Source organism: Streptomyces rhizosphaerihabitans, assembly GCF_025399795.1.
GTDB lineage: Bacteria > Actinomycetota > Actinomycetes > Streptomycetales > Streptomycetaceae > Streptomyces > Streptomyces rhizosphaerihabitans.
In genome coordinates this window covers 17202-33519 of sequence record NZ_JAODTZ010000026.1, presented here as the reverse complement: position 1 = coordinate 33519, position 16318 = coordinate 17202, and the positions used below count along the sequence as shown (strand labels likewise).

General features: G+C 70.3%; 15 protein-coding genes. 6 read left to right on the top strand and 9 right to left on the bottom strand.

Going from position 1 to position 16318, the window contains the following annotated elements; all coding sequences use genetic code 11:
• Positions 1 to 106: 106 nt before the first annotated feature.
• Positions 107 to 1180, bottom strand: coding sequence for a hypothetical protein (locus N4G66_RS24760; protein WP_261706386.1), 1074 nt, complete (start codon positions 1178 to 1180; stop codon positions 107 to 109).
• Between the two features lie 435 nt (positions 1181 to 1615).
• On the opposite strand from N4G66_RS24760, the gene N4G66_RS24755 reads away from it, so the two are divergent.
• Both N4G66_RS24755 and N4G66_RS24750 read left to right on the top strand, forming a co-directional pair.
• The gene (locus N4G66_RS24755) at positions 1616 to 1756 is read left to right on the top strand and encodes a hypothetical protein (RefSeq protein ID WP_261706385.1); all 141 of its coding nucleotides are present in this window, start codon (positions 1616 to 1618) and stop codon (positions 1754 to 1756) included.
• A 28-nt stretch (positions 1757 to 1784) separates the two neighbouring features.
• Complete coding sequence (locus N4G66_RS24750) at positions 1785 to 2318, top strand: GNAT family N-acetyltransferase (protein ID WP_261706384.1); 534 nt, start codon at positions 1785 to 1787, stop codon at positions 2316 to 2318.
• 187 nt (positions 2319 to 2505) lie between these two features.
• On the opposite strand, the gene N4G66_RS24745 is transcribed toward N4G66_RS24750, so the two are convergent.
• A complete protein-coding gene (locus tag N4G66_RS24745; RefSeq protein ID WP_261706383.1) occupies positions 2506 to 2970 on the bottom strand; it encodes a hypothetical protein in 465 nt (154 codons plus the stop codon).
• 260 nt (positions 2971 to 3230) lie between these two features.
• Here N4G66_RS24745 and N4G66_RS24740 point away from each other — a divergent pair, with 260 nt between their 5' ends.
• Positions 3231 to 3728, top strand: coding sequence for a DUF485 domain-containing protein (locus N4G66_RS24740; RefSeq protein WP_261706382.1), 498 nt, complete (start codon positions 3231 to 3233; stop codon positions 3726 to 3728).
• Complete coding sequence (locus N4G66_RS24735) at positions 3725 to 5341, top strand: sodium/solute symporter (protein ID WP_261706381.1); 1617 nt, start codon at positions 3725 to 3727, stop codon at positions 5339 to 5341. Before N4G66_RS24740 ends, N4G66_RS24735 begins: the two co-directional genes overlap by 4 nt.
• A 150-nt stretch (positions 5342 to 5491) precedes the next feature.
• Here N4G66_RS24735 and N4G66_RS24730 read toward each other — a convergent pair whose 3' ends face one another.
• From N4G66_RS24730 to N4G66_RS24705, 6 genes are all read right to left on the bottom strand, one after another.
• Positions 5492 to 7912 carry a SpoIIE family protein phosphatase gene (locus tag N4G66_RS24730; RefSeq protein WP_261706380.1) on the bottom strand — a complete coding sequence of 807 codons (2421 nt, stop codon included), beginning with the start codon at positions 7910 to 7912 and terminating at the stop codon, positions 5492 to 5494.
• 319 nt (positions 7913 to 8231) lie between these two features.
• The gene (locus tag N4G66_RS24725) at positions 8232 to 9509 is read right to left on the bottom strand and encodes an ABC transporter substrate-binding protein (RefSeq protein WP_261706379.1); all 1278 of its coding nucleotides are present in this window, start codon (positions 9507 to 9509) and stop codon (positions 8232 to 8234) included.
• A 5-nt stretch (positions 9510 to 9514) separates the two neighbouring features.
• Positions 9515 to 10663: a branched-chain amino acid ABC transporter permease gene (locus N4G66_RS24720; RefSeq protein ID WP_261706378.1), complete on the bottom strand. Its 1149-nt coding sequence runs from the start codon at positions 10661 to 10663 to the stop codon at positions 9515 to 9517.
• The gene (locus N4G66_RS24715) at positions 10660 to 11550 is read right to left on the bottom strand and encodes a branched-chain amino acid ABC transporter permease (protein WP_261706377.1); all 891 of its coding nucleotides are present in this window, start codon (positions 11548 to 11550) and stop codon (positions 10660 to 10662) included. The genes N4G66_RS24720 and N4G66_RS24715 overlap by 4 nt, the downstream gene beginning before the upstream one ends.
• A complete protein-coding gene (locus N4G66_RS24710) occupies positions 11547 to 12353 on the bottom strand; it encodes an ABC transporter ATP-binding protein (RefSeq protein ID WP_261706376.1) in 807 nt (268 codons plus the stop codon). Before N4G66_RS24710 ends, N4G66_RS24715 begins: the two co-directional genes overlap by 4 nt.
• Positions 12350 to 13108 carry an ABC transporter ATP-binding protein gene (locus N4G66_RS24705; RefSeq protein WP_261706375.1) on the bottom strand — a complete coding sequence of 253 codons (759 nt, stop codon included), beginning with the start codon at positions 13106 to 13108 and terminating at the stop codon, positions 12350 to 12352. Before N4G66_RS24705 ends, N4G66_RS24710 begins: the two co-directional genes overlap by 4 nt.
• Before the next feature lie 188 nt (positions 13109 to 13296).
• On the opposite strand from N4G66_RS24705, the gene N4G66_RS24700 reads away from it, so the two are divergent.
• Both N4G66_RS24700 and N4G66_RS24695 read left to right on the top strand, forming a co-directional pair.
• On the top strand, positions 13297 to 14592 hold the full coding sequence (locus N4G66_RS24700; protein ID WP_261706374.1) for a PucR family transcriptional regulator: 1296 nt from the start codon (positions 13297 to 13299) through the stop codon (positions 14590 to 14592).
• Positions 14589 to 15254, top strand: a complete 666-nt coding sequence (locus N4G66_RS24695) for a TetR/AcrR family transcriptional regulator (RefSeq protein WP_261706373.1) — start codon at positions 14589 to 14591, stop codon at positions 15252 to 15254. Before N4G66_RS24700 ends, N4G66_RS24695 begins: the two co-directional genes overlap by 4 nt.
• Before the next feature lie 280 nt (positions 15255 to 15534).
• Here the strand turns inward: N4G66_RS24695 and N4G66_RS24690 are convergent, their stop codons facing one another.
• Complete coding sequence (locus N4G66_RS24690; protein ID WP_261706372.1) at positions 15535 to 16317, bottom strand: SDR family oxidoreductase; 783 nt, start codon at positions 16315 to 16317, stop codon at positions 15535 to 15537.
• Between the last annotated feature and the right edge of the window lies 1 nt (position 16318).

Genomic DNA, 16318 nt, shown 5'->3' with positions numbered 1-16318 from the left:
GATCCGGCGCCCCACACTTCGTGCGTGTCCGGCACCTGGACAAGGTCCGTGAGCGCCAACTTCTGGGCCCGGTCGAAGTCGGTGATCTCACCGGTCTTCCCCGGTATCAGGGGCGTCGTGCCGATGCTTTCGTACGTGCCGTCGGCGCGAAGTCGAGTCCGTGGGAAGAGCAGGCCCTGGGCGCCGTCCGGGGCGACTGGTAGGGACCAGATGAGCTGGTCCCTACCAGTCGGCCGTCCCTCCCAGCGGCTGCCGTCCCAGTGGGCGAGGACGGGGCCTCGTCCTGTCCCTCATCGGGATCGTCGCCCGGGTAGGACTGCGTGCCGACCGCCCACATGCCGGCCGGCCCGGCCGGTACCACGTCACTCAGGACCGCGCTCCGGTCGTCGCCGGGGCCCGCATCCGCCGGAGGCTGGAATTGCGGGGTCGGGACGAGCCGCCAGCCGCGGCCGTCATAGTGCATCGCGGCCGGCTTGGCGCGGCGGCCTGCGATGCCGGGGCTCACCCGCGCGCCGGGGGCGCTGCCGACCGCCCAGATGTCGTCGGGCGCCCGCCCGTCGATCGCGTCCGCTCGGGCCGGCAGCCGGGCCTCGATCCATTGCGCGCCGCTCCAGTGCCAGACCGTCTGCTCCTCGACAGGCCATTCCCACGGGTACTCGCCGGCCTGCGTCCCTGTCAGCAGCCACACGTCGTCGGGGGCGAAGACGGCCGCGTCCTTGACCTGGTCGGTCATCCGCGGTGGCAGGGGCACGTCCCGCCAACGGCTGCCGTCCCAGCGGGCGATGACCGGGTCGACGCCCCGGGTGCCGGCCGGGTTGCCGGTGCCGAAGAACCAGGTGTTCCCCGGCCCGGACGACGCCAGTTCGACCTGGGCCGGCCCACTGAGCTTGGGCAGGTCGGCAGCGGCGTCGTAGTCCCGCCGCTGGCGGCCGTCGTAGTGGACGAAGAAGGTCTTGTCCCAGTCGTCTCCGGCGGCACCGACCGCCCATGCGTCTTGGTCGGAAGCGACAGACAGAGCTCTCAGCTCCGCGTTGTCCGCCTTGCTGGAATAGGCAACCTTCCACGCGCCCGCCTTCGCCGAAGGACTCGGGGACGCAGTCTTCGACTTCGTCGTCGAAGGCGTCTTGCCGTCCGCGTCCCGGGCCTGGCCGCCGCAAGCCGTGAGCAGGGTCAGGCACAAGACGGCACCGGCGACCCGCGCGATTTCCGGCCGCGGGAGTCGATTGCCATGACGGACCTCCAAGCTGGGGGGAGATCGCGGGAGTCCACGCATCAACGAAAATGCCCGCTCCAGATGATCACCGAGCAGGGCAGGTGTCAATGGTCACCCACGGCGACAAAAAGACCTCCGACGTGCCTGGTCGGGCATCTCCTGGCCGTCCTCCACACCTCCTCTCCCTGAGCGGTCACCGACGACGAAGACGAGACGCCCGGCCGCGACCTGCCCGGCCGGCGCCGCGAAGGCCGCGCCGGTCGCCCATTGCGAAGCGGCTGCCGAGCAGGCTTCCTCGCAGCGTGTCCCGGCCGGGCGCTGGATGATGGGCTGCCGCCCGAGACAAGGAACCTTTTGGTCGGCAGTACATCAGCACCGGAGTCACCGCAGCGCCTCCGAACCATGCACGAATCACGCCGCTCGAACAGCCTCCTTCCCAGCCTCGCCGAGGCCATCGCGGAGCCCCCCGGAACCAACTCCATGGTGGGCATGCGCACTCCCGTTTCCACGGCCGATCTGCTCAGCCGCATCCGCCGCATGTAGGCGTTTCCCGATGCGTAATACTCTCCTAATGAATTCAGGTATTACGCCCAGGAGTGGGCCGATCGCGATACGCAGGGCCGTCGCGCGGGACGCCAAACGGCTCACGCGGCTCGTGCGTGGTTCGCGCGCCTACGAAGGGCGGTACTCGGCCATGGTCGCGGACTACCGGGTCGGTCCCGACTACATCGAGACCCACCGCGTCTTCGTAGCCGTCGCCGCCGACGAGCACGAAAACCGTGTCCTCGGGTTCTACTCGCTCGTCCTCGTCCCACCTGAGCTTGACCTGCTGTTCGTCGCCAATGGAGCACAAGGACGTGGCATCGGACGGCTGCTCATCGCGCACCTGAAGTCCGAGGCCCGCACCGAGGGCCTCGACCGCGTCCGGGTGGTGTCGCACCCTCCCGCCGAGGGCTTCTACCGCAGCGTGGGTGCGGTGCACACCGGGACCGCGACCGCGAACCCACCCGCTGTGATGTGGGACCGTCCCGAGTTCGCGTTCCTCATTCCGCCTGACGCGGCGAGGGCACCGGGCAAGATCCTCCACGGCGGTCGCATTCGGTGACCAATGCACTGCCGGGGGTGAGAGCCACCTCGTTGAAGTAACTCGTGCCCAAGTGCAAGGGTGGCGACTGTGCTCCGGTACGGGTGCCGACGACATACGCCTGCCCGGTCGATCAGCCACCGACGAAAGCAGACTGCGCCCGTATTCGAGCAGGAGCAGGTCGGCGGCGGTCCCCCGGACGGTCATATCAACGGTGCCCTCGGTCAGGTGGGCCGTCCTTCAATGCCCCTACGTCCAGCAGGCCGAAGTAGGCGGTCATCCCGGGCATGCCCAGTGCGCCCAGATACGTCGAGGGCGGCGCGAGGGCGGTGTCGATCTTCATGGCGCCCTTGCCGTCGGAGACCACGTGCTCCTGGACGCCGAACATTCCGACCACGTGATCACCCGGCTGGAAGTCGGGGTGGTTGGAGGCGGTGACCTCGATGACCGATCCGGCGCGCATCACCTCACCGATGGCCACCGGCGGCAGGTAGGAGGGGCGGTCGTCCAGCCAGCCCCGCATCGCCGGGTCCAGGGAGATGACGCGTGTGCGGCCCGCGAACCGGTCCGGGCCCGGTCCCTCGACGGGCCCTGCACAGTGCTCCCAGTCATCGGGTTGCACCTCGCCCACGGGGCGGGCTGAGAGACGGATCTGGCGGTTGGTCGCGGACATCGCGCCTCCTGTCGTTGCGGCTCCCTCTGACCATACCGACCAGTAGGTACGTCGGTGGTCGTGACATGCGACACAGGCCGCCCCGCCCGGCGAGCACCTATGGTTCGTGGGCCGTCGACCGACAGCGCCAGCCGGATATCACGTCGAGCCCAAAACGTGACGCCCCACAGACTGTCCGGCATACCAACCAGTCGGTATCGTGCGCCGCCACGCCTCCCCCCAGCCCTCCACGGAACCGAGCCGAGCCGGAAGGCCACGCGATGACATATCCCCATGACCAGCGGTACCCGCAGCAGGAATGGCCGCAGCCGCGGACCGAGCCGTACGGCCGTGCCCATCGGTACGAGTCGTACGGGCGGGATCCGGGGCAGGAGCCCTCCCCGTCCGGATACGACGACGCCGCGTACGACTGGTACGGGCAAGCCGCCCAGCAGGAACCGTACGCGCACGAGACGCATCGGCACAGCGCCGACCTGGCAGCCCTCCGCTCGGCCTACCGCGTGCTCCGCCGGGTCTCCACGATCACCGCACTCGGCTCCTTCGTGGTGTACGTGCTGCTGTCCTGCTACGCACCGGAGCTGATGGGGGCCAGGATCACCGGAGAGCTGAGCCTTGGAATCGCCCTGGGGATCCTTCAGCTCGTCGTCACCTTCGCGGCGGTTTTCTCGTACGAACGCAGCGCACAACGCTCGGTGGACCCGTTGGCCCGCGCCGTCAGGGAGCGGGCAGCCGACCGGCCCGCGGGGGTGGCGAGATGACCGACTTCGACTCCGGGTCGCAGGCCACCGTCCTCGTCCTCTTCACCGCCCTGGTCACCGTCACGCTGCTGATGTGCGTGATGACGGGACCGGACCGCGACGACCTGACGAACTACTACACCGGCTACCTTTCGCTCACCCCGTTCAAGAACGGCCTGGCCATCGCGGGCGACTACATCTCCGCGGCCACGGTGCTGAGTACCAGCGGCATCATCGCGCTCGCCGGATACGACGGCTACGTCCTCACGGTCAGCACCGCCTTGTCTCTGGTGCTGCTGATGTTCCTGCTGGCCGAACCTCTGCGCAACGCAGGCAGGTTCACCATGGGCGACGTCCTGGCCCGCACCATGCCCGGGCGGGCCGTGCGAATCGCTTCCTGCGTCGTGACCCTTTCGGCGACCCTGCCCTTCCTTGTCGTCCAGCTCTCCGGGGCCGGGTCGCTGCTCACCTTCATCCTGAACATCCCGCACGGGGCGGGCGCCAGGACGGCATGCATCGTCATCGTCGGCAGCCTGATGATCATTTACGCGGCGCTCGGCGGTATGCGGGGAACCGCGCTTCTTCAGATGATCAAGATCGTCATCCTGCTCGGCACCAGCGTCGTCGTCGCCGCCCTGGTCCTGCACCGCTTCGGCTGGAACCCCGGCGACCTGCTCAGGGCCGCCCAGCACGGCAGCGGCGCGGGCCCCGCCTTTCTTCAGCAGGGCCTTCAGTTGGGCACCTCGGCCGGCGACCGGCTGGACTTCGCCGGTCTCCAGATCACCGTGGTCCTCGGCGTGGCCTGCCTGCCCCACATCACCATGCGTCTGTACTCCGCGCAGGACGTACCGGCCGTGCGTCGCTCCATGTCGTGGGCCGTCGGCACGGTCACCACCTTCTGCCTGCTCGTGATCATCTTGGGTACGGGCGCGGCAGCCCTGGTGGGATCGCGGTCCATCACTGCGGCCGACCCGCACGGCAGGACGGCGGTGCTCATGCTGTCGCAGGTGCTCGGCGGGGCCCCCGCCTCCGCGGGTGCGACGATTCTCTACTCGGCCGTGGCGGGAATGGTGTTCATCACTCTGCTGTCCTCGGTCGCGGGGATGACCCTGGCCGCGGCATCGTCGCTCGCCCACGACCTGTTCGCCCATGCGGCGCGACGGGGACAGGCGGAGCCGCGTACGGAGATGACGGTGGCGGCGTGGACGAGCGTGGCCGTGGGAACCGTGGCCATCGGGCTCGCCACCCTGGTCCAAAAATGGGACGTCGGCGTGCTGACCACTCTGGCCGTCTGCATCGGGGCATCCGCGGTGGCTCCCGCGCTGACCTACTCCCTGTTCTGGAGAGGATTCACGCGCACCGGCCTGCTCGCCACCCTCTATGGCGGCACGGCCTGCGCACTGGTGCTGATGATCTTTTCCAAGGCCGTCTCGGGCACGCCGTCGGCCGTCTTCCCGAACGCCGACTTCCATTGGTTCCCCATGCAGTCCACCGGACTGGTCTCCATCCCGTTCGGCTACCTGGCGGGCTGGCTGGGCAGCCGGCTGGACCACCGGCGCCGCGCCGCTGACAGCCGGGAGAGCCGACTGCTGTACGAGGAGAGCGAGGAGCGTCTGCTCGCCGCAGCCGAATGACCGAGGTGGCGGGGGCGGACCGAGCAGGCTGCCCCGCCCCCGCCGCCGCAGTCCGCCCTGGGGCCCAAGCCCCCGCACGGGGCCCCATGGCAGCCAGATGCCGACACGCGCGCCGCTGTGTGAGGCGGCGACCGAAATGGCCTGCGACGGTCAGGTGAGCATGCCGGCCAGCGGTTGCTCGGTCCACACCGTTTTGCCTTCGCGGGTGTAGCGGGTGCCCCAGCGTTCGGTCATCTGGGCCACCAGGAACAGACCGCGCCCGCCCTCGTCGGTGGTACGGGCGCGGCGCAGGTGTGGTGAGGTGTGGCTGGTGTCGCTGACCTCGCACACCAGAGACCGTTCACGGATCAGCCGCAGGGTCGCAGGGCCGCTGGCGTAACGGTAGACATTGGTGATCAGTTCGCTGGCGATCAACTCGGTGGTGAACGCCAAGTGCTCCAGCCCCCATTCCGTCAGCTTGGCCGAGGTCAACGCCCGGGCCCGGGCGGCGCTGGCAGGCTCCAGCGGCAGACTCCACGAGGCGACATCGTCCGGTGGCAGGACGTGGGTGCGGGCGATCAGCAGAGCGACATCGTCGATGGGGCGCGATGGCACGAGCGAGTCGACCACCGCTTGGCATGTCCGTTCCAGTGCGTCCGCAGGGCGGGAGAGCGCCGCACACAGTTTGGTCAGGCCGATGTCGGCATCGATGTGGCGTTCGCCGATGACTCCGTTGGTGTACAGGCACAGCAGGCTTCCCTCGGCCAGCTCGATCTCCCGGGCCTCGAACGGCAGCCCGCCCAGGCCGAGCGGCGGGCCGGCGGGCAGGTCGAGCGGTGCCGCCTGTCCGTCCGGAGCCGTCACCACCGGCGGCGGGTGGCCGGCACGGGCCACGGAGCAGCGCCGGGATACCGGGTCGTATACGGCGTAAAGGCACGTGGCGCCGACTACCTGCTCGCCCACGGGCCGTTCGCCGGCCCCCTCCTGTTCGGCCGCCAGCAGGGTGACCAGGTCGTCCAGGCGGGAGAGGACCTCGTCCGGTTCCAGGTCGAGGCTGGCGAGCGTATGTACGGCGGTACGCAGCCGGCCCATGGTGGCGGCAGCATGGATGCCGCGTCCCACCACGTCGCCGACGACGAGGGCGACCCGGGCCCCGGACAGCGGAATGACGTCGAACCAGTCGCCGCCCAGACCCGGTGCCGCGCTGGCCGGCAGGTAGCGCAGGGCCACCTCGACGGCCGACTGGTCCGGAACCGCCCGGGGCAGAAGGCTGCTCTGCAAGGTGAACGCGGTCTGCTGCTGCTGGGTGAAGCGCCGGGCGTTGTCGACGGCAACGGCGGCGCGCGAGGCGAGTTCCTGGGCGAGGGTGAGATCGTCTGCCTCGAAGGGATCGGGGCGGAGCGAACGCCACAGGGTCATCACACCCAGCACCAGGCCACGCGCGGCAAGAGGTACCACGATCAGCGAGTGGACGCCCAGGTCCGGAGCGTGGACCCCCTGGTGGCCTTTCACTGAGAACCAGTCGGGCGAAAGAACCGGTTCCAGGACGGGCCGCCCTTCGGCCAGGCATCTGGCCTGGGGTGTGTCGGGCCCGAACTCCACCGGCTCCCCCTCGGGGTGGGACGGGCCGGGTTGCTGGGCGCCGACGCTGCAGGCACCCACTCGTACCACAGGCCCTGCGATGGCCTGCGCCAGTTCCTCACCGCGCGTCACCGGCTGAAGCAGGTCCACTGACGCATGGTCGGCGAGGTGAGGCACCATCACCTCGGCGAGTTCACGAGCGGTCTCTGCCACGTCGAGGGTGGTTCCGATACGGCTGCCGGCCTGGTCGAGGAGCGCGAGCCGACGCTGGGCCCGATGGCGTTCGGTGATGTCCTCGATCATCTCGGCCACACCCAGGATGCGGCCGGAGGGGTCCTCCATCCGGAAGGACGAGACCATCGCGACCCGCTCCTGTGCCGGGTCCCGCTCCAGGCGAACGAACTGCTCCGAGTAGACCAACGGTCTTCCGGTCTCCATCACCTGGCGCACACGGTCCACGGCCTTGCGTGCGTCATCGGCTACGAGGAAACAGCCCGTGGGCAGCCCCCGGAAGTCCGCTGCCGGGACGCCGGTGACGCGTTCGATGGCCCGGTTGACCCGGAGAAGAGTCAGGTCGGGCCCGTGGACGACCAGGCCGACCGGGCTCCGGCGGTACAACCCGTCGAGAACCGCGCGGTCTCTTTGCCACTCCAGGAGGTCAGCCGCGAGTGCCCCGGCAAGAATCCACTCACGGACCCGGTCATGGCGTGAGAGCGCATGGGCCCTGAGCCCCATCTCGACGAGTGTCCCGTCGCGGTGCCGCACCTTGAGCACGCCGAACCAGCCGCCGGCTCTCCTGCAGTTTGCCGCGGCCTCCGTGACAGTCGGCAGATCACGAGGATCGACAAGGACCTCGAATGCCGGACGCCCGATCACGGCCGCGTCCGGATGGCCGAGCAGTTCCTGGGCCCGCCGGTTCCATCCGACCACGACTCCCCGGTCGTCGAGCACCGCCAGGGCGGCGAAGTGCGGGGCGAACGGATCGTCGTGGCTTGCGCTGAACTCCGTCATCCGCATCTCCACCGCCGGCTGACCCGCTGATACACCTAAGCCTAGTGAACCCGGTGGGGCCGCGCGCGCGCCGACCGCGGCCGGCGCGGGTGATCACGGCAGGCCCGCCGGTCCGCTGTCAGCGGCCCGCGGACACCCAGCCTGGTGTGGCTCCTGCGCGTCCGCTGGACAGCGAGCCTCCTCTACGGCCGGCGGCCCGGTCCGGCGCCGCCGTGCCCGGCGGACGTCGGATCGCAGGCACGCACGGCTCCGGGCTCCGGTGACGGGGCGAGGGCGGTCCCCAGGCGTCGGGGCATCGACGCGGACCGCCCCCGCCGGCTCACTTCGCCGCCGGGCCGAACTCCTTGCGGGTGTCGACCGGCTTACCGAACAGCTGCCACCGCTCGCCCTTGAACCGCATCAGCTGCATCGTCTCCAGCGGGAAGGCGTCACCGTGGCCGGTGGACATGGTGACCCCGGGCAGCAGCATGCCCACCTTCACGTCTTTCAGGCTGCGCACCGCGTCCCGCAGTCCTTCCCTGGTCGGGCACTTCATCGCGTCCAGGGCCTGGTGCAGGCTGGAGGCGACGGCCCAGCCGTAGGCGTTGAACTGGTTGGCCGGGTCGGCGTCGGGTGCGTACTTGTGCAGCGCGTCCTTGTACGCCTTCATCTCCGGGTCGGCGGCCCACTGCGGGTCGGCGGGGTCCTTGAAGTAGGTGGCCGAGACCACGCCTTGGACGTTCTTGAACCCGACCGGCTTGAGCACGGCGGCGGACGAGGCCACGTTGTTCACGATGTGCAGCGGGTTCCACTTGGTGTTCTTGGCGTCGGCGGCGAGGGCCTGGCTGCCGAACTTGGGGGTGGTGACATCCAGCAGCACGTCCGCCTTGGAGCGTGCGAGGCTCGCCATCTGTGCCGACACGGAGGGGTCCGTGACCTCGTAGCTCTCCTCGGCGACCACCTTGACGCCGCTGCCGGCGACGGCCTTCTTGAACCCGCCGAGCAGGTCCTTGCCGAAGTCGTCGTTCTGGTAGAGGACCGCGACCTTGGCCTTGGGCCTCGCGTCCTTGAGGTACTTGGCGTACACGCGTGCCTCGGCCACGTAGTTGGGCTGCCAGCCGATGGTCCAGGGGTGCTGGTCGCCCGTGCCCCAGGCGGAGGCACCCGTCGCGACGAAGGGCTGCGGCACCTTCTGCTTGTTGAGGTAGTCCCACACGGCTGCCGTGGACGGGGTGCCCAGGGTCTGGAACACCGCGAAGACCTTTTCCTGCTCGACGAGTCTGCGGGCCTCCTCGACCGCCTTGGGCGGCTGGTAGCCGTCGTCGCGGACGACGAACTCGACCTTGCGGCCGTCTATGCCGCCCTTGTCGTTGACGTGACTGAAGTAGGCGGCCACGCCCTTGCTGATAGTGCCGTACGCGGAGGCAGGTCCCGACAGCGGGTAGATCCCACCCAGCTTGATGGTCTTGTCGGTGATGCCGGTGGTCTGCTGGCCCTTGCACGCGCCACCGGCGGTGGTGTCCTGGGCGTCCTGACCTCGCTGGCTGCTGCAGGCGGTCGCGGTGAGCAGTGCGGCGGTCGCGGCCGCGGCCGCCCGCAGAGCGGTCGTCTTGCGCATGTGGTTCATTCCTTTTCCGTGCGGGGCGGTGCGCCCACGGGTTCGGCGTCGACAACTGCGGGGTCCGCAGGAGTGTGGGTCTCGGAGGGTCCGGACAGGGCCTGGGACTCCGGCTCCGCATCGGGCGCGGATTCGGCCTCCGGCATCCGGTCGAGGGCAGCGGTGGTGCGAGGCGGGCGACGGGCGACTGCGCCCAGGACACGGCCCGGCAGACCGGCCAGTCCCGTCGGGGCCACGAACATCACCGTGATGATCAGCAGGCCGAACACCACTCCCGGCGCCGCCTCGCTGACGTCCTGGGACACGCTCGGCACGTACATCACGAACGCCGCCCCCAACAGGGGTCCGTACAGCGAGCCGAGACCCCCGACCACCAGGCCGGCCAGCAGTGTGATGGACAGAACGAAGCTGAAGGAGTCGGGCGAGACGAAGCCGATCACCCAGGTGTACAGACACCCGGCGACACCCGCGAACATCGCGCTCCACGCGAAGGCGAGGGTCTTGTGCAGCGACAGCCGCACACCCATGACCTCGGCGGCGCTCTCGTTGTCCCGCACGGCCAGCAGTGCCCGGCCGACCCGGGACCGCAGCAGGTTGCGGGCGAGCAGCAGGGCCACCGCGGTGACGGCGAGGACGACGAAGTACATCCACTGGTCCTCGGCCAGCCCGCTCCACGCCGGCGGCTGCATCTTGTTCACGGTCAGCCCCATGGAGCCGCCCGTCACCGGTTCGAGCCGCTTGAGCAGGGGCGGCAGAAACACCGCGAACGATAGTGTGACCAGGGCCAGGTACAGCCCGCGCAGTCGCAGCGCGGGCACGCCGAACCCGAGGCCCAGCAGGAAGCATCCGGCGGCCGCGGCCGGCAGCGTGGCCAGGTGGCTGGTGTCGTACCGGTCGAGCATGACCGCCGCCGTGTAGGCGCCCGCCGCGAAGAACGCGCCGTGCCCGAGCGAGATCTGCCCGCCGAAGCCGGTCAGCAGGTTCAGGCCGGACAGCGCCACGGCGTACACGAGCACCATGGTCAGCTGGAAGACCTGGAAGGGGGCGAAGTAGAACGGTGCGCCGACGGCGACCGCCGCCGCCACGAGGACGGTGAGCGTGGGCCGCAGCCACCGGACCCGATCGGTGCCGAGCGACGCTGTGATGGTGCTCATGCGCGCTCCACCGCCGCCCGTCCGAAGAGGCCCTGTGGCCGCACCAGCAGCACCGCCAGAATGATCACCAAGGGGACGCCCACCTTCAGATCGGCGCCGATCACGTCCACGTACGCCCCGGTCAGGGTCTCGGCGACACCCACGAACAGGCCGCCGACGACCGCGCCGACCGGGCTGTCGAAGCCTCCGAGGGTGGCCGCGGCGAACGCGTAGATCAGCACCCCGCCCATCATGTTGGGCTCCAGGAACAGCACCGGGGCGACGAGCACGCCCGACACCGCGCCGACCGTCGCAGCCAGGCCCCAGCCGAGCATGAGCACCCAACCCACCCGGATGCCCGACAGCCGGGCGGAGGCCGGATTGCAGGCGACCGCCCGCATCACCAGGCCGATGGAGGTGTGCTGGAACAGCAGATACAGCAGGCCCATCACGACGGCCACCACACCGATGATCCCGAGCGTCGACCAGTCCATACGCACACCGGACACGTCGAGTCCGCCGTCGGGGAAGGGCTGCGGGAAGTCCTTCACGGTGAACGACCAGATCAGACCGGCCAGCGCGTTGACGAAGATGAACAGGCCGACCGTGACGATGACCACCGTCAGCTCGGGCGCGCCCTGTACGGGGCGGATGACGATCCGCTCTAGCAGCATGCCGCCGGCGAAGGACACCGCGAGGGTGGCCGGCAGTGCCAGCCAGTACGGCATCCCGGACGCCACCAGCTGCCAGGCGACGTACGTCGAGAGCATGGCCAGCTCGCCCTGCGCGAAGTTGACGATCCCCGTGAAACGGTGGATCAGTACCAGGGCCAGCGCCAGGCTGGCGTACACGGCGCCGGAGCCCAGTCCTTCCACCACTTGCTGGAGCAGATCGGTCACGGCGCTCACCCGGCCTTCCGGGAGAGGACGGAGACCCCGAGGTACACCTCGGCGACCTGCCCGTCCTCGCGGATCTGTCCGGCCGGTCCGGACAGCACCAGGCGGCCGGCCTCCAGTACATGGGCCCTGTGCGCGATATCCAGCGCGAGCTGGGCGTTCTGCTCGACGACGACCACGGTGGTGCGTTCCTCCTCGTTGACGGCACGGACGATCTCGAACAGCTCGCGGGTGACCAGCGGCGCGAGCCCCAGGGACGGCTCGTCCAGGAGCAGCAGCGAGGGCCGCAGCATCAGCGCCCTGCCGACGGCGAGCATCTGCTGCTCGCCGCCGCTGAGGCTGCCGGCAGCCTGCCGCGACCGCTGGCGCAGCTTGGGGAAGTAGTCGTAGATCCGTTCCAGGTCGGCCACCACGGCCGCACGCTCGGTGCGGCCCCGCCGCCGCGGGCCGGTGCGCAGGTGGGCGCCGATGCGCAGGTTCTCCTCGACGGTCAGGTCGTTGAAGGTGCCTCGGCCCTCGGGCACATGCGCCACACCGAGCCTGGCGGCCTGCTCGGGCGAGCGGCCCAGGAGTTCCGTGCCGTTCAGGGTGACCGACCCGCGACCGCGGACCATGCCGCACAGCGCCCGCAGCGTCGTGGTCTTGCCCGCGCCGTTGGGTCCGAGAATCGCGCACACCTCACCGCGGGCGACGGAGAAGTCGAGTCCCTGCAACACGCGGGCCTGGCCGTATCCGGCGTACAGGTCGGAGACCTTCAGGAAGTCCCGCTCCGCACCCGCCGCGGCCTCGGTGCTGCCGGTGGTGGGCTCGCTCACGCGGCCACCCCCAGGTACGCCTCGACGACCGCCGGGTCGCGCTGGATCTCCTCCGGCGTGCCCTCGGCGATCTTGCGGCCGAAGTCGAGGCAGACCACCTTGTCGCACAGGCCCATCACGAAGGCCATGTGGTGTTCGACCACAACGAGCGTGAGGTCGAACTCCTGGCGCACCGAGCGGACCAGATCCGCGAATTGGTCCACCTCGCCATGGCTGAGCCCGTTGACGGGTTCGTCGAGCAACAGCAGCCGGGGCCGTACCGCGAGCGCCCGGGCGAGTTCGACGCGTTTGAGCGTGCCGAACGGCAGTCCGGAGGCGGGATGGTCGGCGACGTCCGCCAGGCCGAGCCGCCATAGCAAGTCGTCCGCCTGGTCACGTAGTGCCCTCTCCTCCCGCCGGACGCGGGGCAGCCGGAGCGCCGCGGCGAGGTGTCCGGTGCGCCCCCGGCTGTGGGCGCCGACCATGACGTTCTCCCGGACCGTGAGCTGCGGGAACAGGCCCAGGTTCTGGAAGGTGCGGGCGATGCCGCGCCCGGCCACGGCGTGCGGGGGGAGAGCGAGCAGGTCCTCGTCCTCGAACCGCACCTCTCCCCCGTCGGGAGCGCAGCGCCTGGTGAGGCAGTTGAACAAGGTGGTCTTGCCGGCTCCGTTCGGCCCGATGAGCCCTACGGCGGTGCCCGGCTCGACGGTGAAAGCGACACCGTCCAATGCCGTGATCCCGCCGAAGCGCACGGTGATGTCTTCGACCGCGAGCATGAGTGACGCCCTTTCCGACGTGCTGGGGGGTGGGCGAGCGTCACAGTAGGTGGGGGCGTCGCGGGCGCACATTGGGTGTGAGCACCCAACTTCTCGGTGGCCGAACTGTGCGCCGCGCACAGGTGCCGGGAGATGTCTCACGTGGAACCTGTTGACGAAGCACGAGGAGGGCGGCGACGATCGGCCCCATGCCGCGCGGTCCCGCACTGGGCAATCCCCGACTCTCCGAACCGCTCCGCCGGGAGCGGCGGCGGATCCTGCACGCCGTCCACGACCGGGTCGAGGAGGTGGCGGAGACCGCCGTCGAGGTGATGCGCACGGAGATCCCGTCGTACGCACTGCAGGACGAACGGTTCTTCGGCGACGTACGGGACCAGGTGCTCGAGCACTACCGGATGCAGTTGGCGGCGCTGGCCGGCGATCGGGACATGGCCCCCGAAGACCTGGTCTTCAGCCGCGCGGCAGCGATGCGCCGAGCACGTGCCGGGTTCGCCCTGGAGGACTGGATCAGTGCCTTCCGGGTCGGCCGGCAGGTGCTGTGGGACGCGCTGCTGGACTGCGCGGGCACGTCCGCCGAGGCCCAGCAGGCCGCGCTGTCCCTCGTCACCCCGCTGATGCGGTACGTCGACTACGCCAGCACCCATGCCGCGCAGGCTTACGTCGAGTACCAGCAGCACGTGGTGGCGGACGCGGACCGGGAGCGCCGCGATCTCCTGGACCAGCTCCTGGCCGGGGTGGCACCCACGCGCGGTCCACTGATGGCCGCGGCTCAGGCGTACGGCGTCGGACCGCGCTCACCGATGATGGCGGTCGTGGCGGTGTGCGTCGGCGACACCCGCACCGGCGACCCGACCTCGGCCGAGAACGGGTATGCCGCCAGCGCGTCGATCAGCGTCGCCGGGCCCTGGGCCGGCAGAACGCTGGTCGTCGTGCGCCACGGCGAGGTGGTGGCCGTGCCCGTGGTCCGGGCCGGCATGGCCGCAGAGGACATATGCGCCCACTTCGAGACCGTGCAGCGGCGGCTCGCGCGGGCCGGAACCATGCTCTCCATGGGGATCAGTACGGTCGCCCAGGGCGCAGGTGAACTGCCCCGTGCCTACCAGGAGGCGCGGGCCGCCCTCGACCTGGTGCCAAGCGGGGGCGGGGTGGCAGCACTGCCACGGCTGTCCCCGTTCGACTACCTGGCGCTGCGCGCCGACGACCTCGCGCGCCAGCTGGTCGATCCCCGGGTGCGGTCGATGCTGGAGGAGGACCGCAGACGCGGCGACACGCTGGCCGCCACCATACGGACCTTCGCGGAGGCGGACCTCAACCTGCGGCTGGCCGCCGAGCGCTTGCGGGTGCACCACAACACGGCGCACTACCGGTTGCGCCGGATCGAGGAACGCACCGGCCGCAATCCGCGCCGGATCGCCGACCTCCTGGAACTACTGGTCGCCCTCGCCATCCGCGACGGGGCCGAGGAAGGCGGGGAAGGCGAATGAGCGGCATGGTGGAGTCCGACGGGACCGAAGCGGCACGTCAGCTGCCGGGCGGGCAGGGGGACATGGGTGTGCCCGAGGAATACGCCGGGCAGGACGGAAGCCTCCGGCGCACGTTGCTCGACGCCGCGCTGGAGGTGTTCGCCGAGCGCGGTTACACCGACGCCGGTCTCACCGAGATCGCGGCGCGCTGCGGCATCCCGGTGGGCAGCCTCTTTCAGCACTACGGCGGAAAGCGAGGGCTGTATCTCGCCCTGTGGGAGGAGTTCCGGGAGGAGCAGGAGCGTCGAACCGCGGCCACACTGACCGCCGAGCGCAACCGCGGTGTGGAGGACCCCGTCGCCCTCTTCATGGCGGGAGCCAGGGCCTACCTGGAGGGTGCCTGGGACAACCGGAGGCTCGGCAGACTCCTCGTGGAGGACGACGGCCCCGCGGGCTTCGACGCGCTGCGCCGACAGTGGGACCGCGCATGGGTACGGCGCAACGCCCGGCTCCTGGAGATCGACGAGCGGCGACGCGCCGGCCGGGTCAGGGTGAGCGTGCTGACCACCGTCATCGGAGGAACGGCGCGCGAGTTGGGTGACTGCGGGGACGAAACGGAAGCCCGCGAGATCGTGGACGAGGTGTGCGGCATCCTGATCCATCTGTCGGCGCCGCCCGGCTGAAACGCCGGGCACCGGGCGGAGGCGACAGGACCGGCCCCAGCCCGACGACGCCTCACTCCCCGGACAACCCGCGCCGAGCGCCGCCATCGACCTCGCCCGCCGCCCCCACGCCGATGACCTCCTCACGGAGCTGCCTCAGGGCAACAGCGGCCACGGGGGTGTACGCCTCGGCGTCGATCGCGACGAGGTCCGGGCCAGGACCTGTCCGGCCGGTCAAGTTGCAGGAAAGGGACGGCGCCTGTCCGGCGCTGCGTCTGCGGCGTGATCGGCCGGCCAGGCCCTAGACGCCGGTGTCGGCTCCCTGCCGGAACGGGAGCGCGTCACCGAGAAGCTGGCCGCCGTCGATCACCATCGTCTCGCCGGTGATCCAACTCGCGGCGTCCGAGACGAGAAAGGCGACCGCCGAGGCGATGTCGGCCGGCTCCCCTATGCGCCCGAGTGCCGTCGCGGCGGACAGGGCCTGCTCATGGTCCTTCCACAGAGCCGCGGCCAGCTTCGTGCGCACCACACCCGGCGCCACCGCGTTGACGCGAACCTTGGGCGAGAGTTCCAGGGCCAGTTGCTTCGTGAGGTGGATCAGTGCGGCCTTCGACGCGTTGTACAACCCGATGTTCGCCTCGAAGGTCATGCCGCCTACCGAGGCGGTGTTGACGACGGCGCCGCCGTGCTCGCCCATCCAGGCCCGAACGGCCAGCCCCGTCCACAGGACAGGAGCCCACACGTTCACGTCGAAGGTCTTGGCGAACCGGACGTGGTCCTGGTCGATGACGGGTCCGAAGGCCGGGTTGGTCCCCGCGTTGTTGACGAGGATGTCGAGGCTTCCGAAGCGCTCGAGCGTCAGATCGACGCAGCGCCGGGCCGCTTCTTCGTCGACCGCGTGCGCACCGACGCCGATCGCCGTGCCACCGACCTGGGCCGCGGCGGCGTCCGCCGCCTCCTGGGACCGGGAGGTGAGGACGACGTTTCCGCCGGCGGCGGCGATGGCCTGGGCGATCGCCAACCCGATACCGCGGGAGGCGCCCGTGACGACGGCGGTGCGACCGCTGAGGTCCAGCCCTGCCATT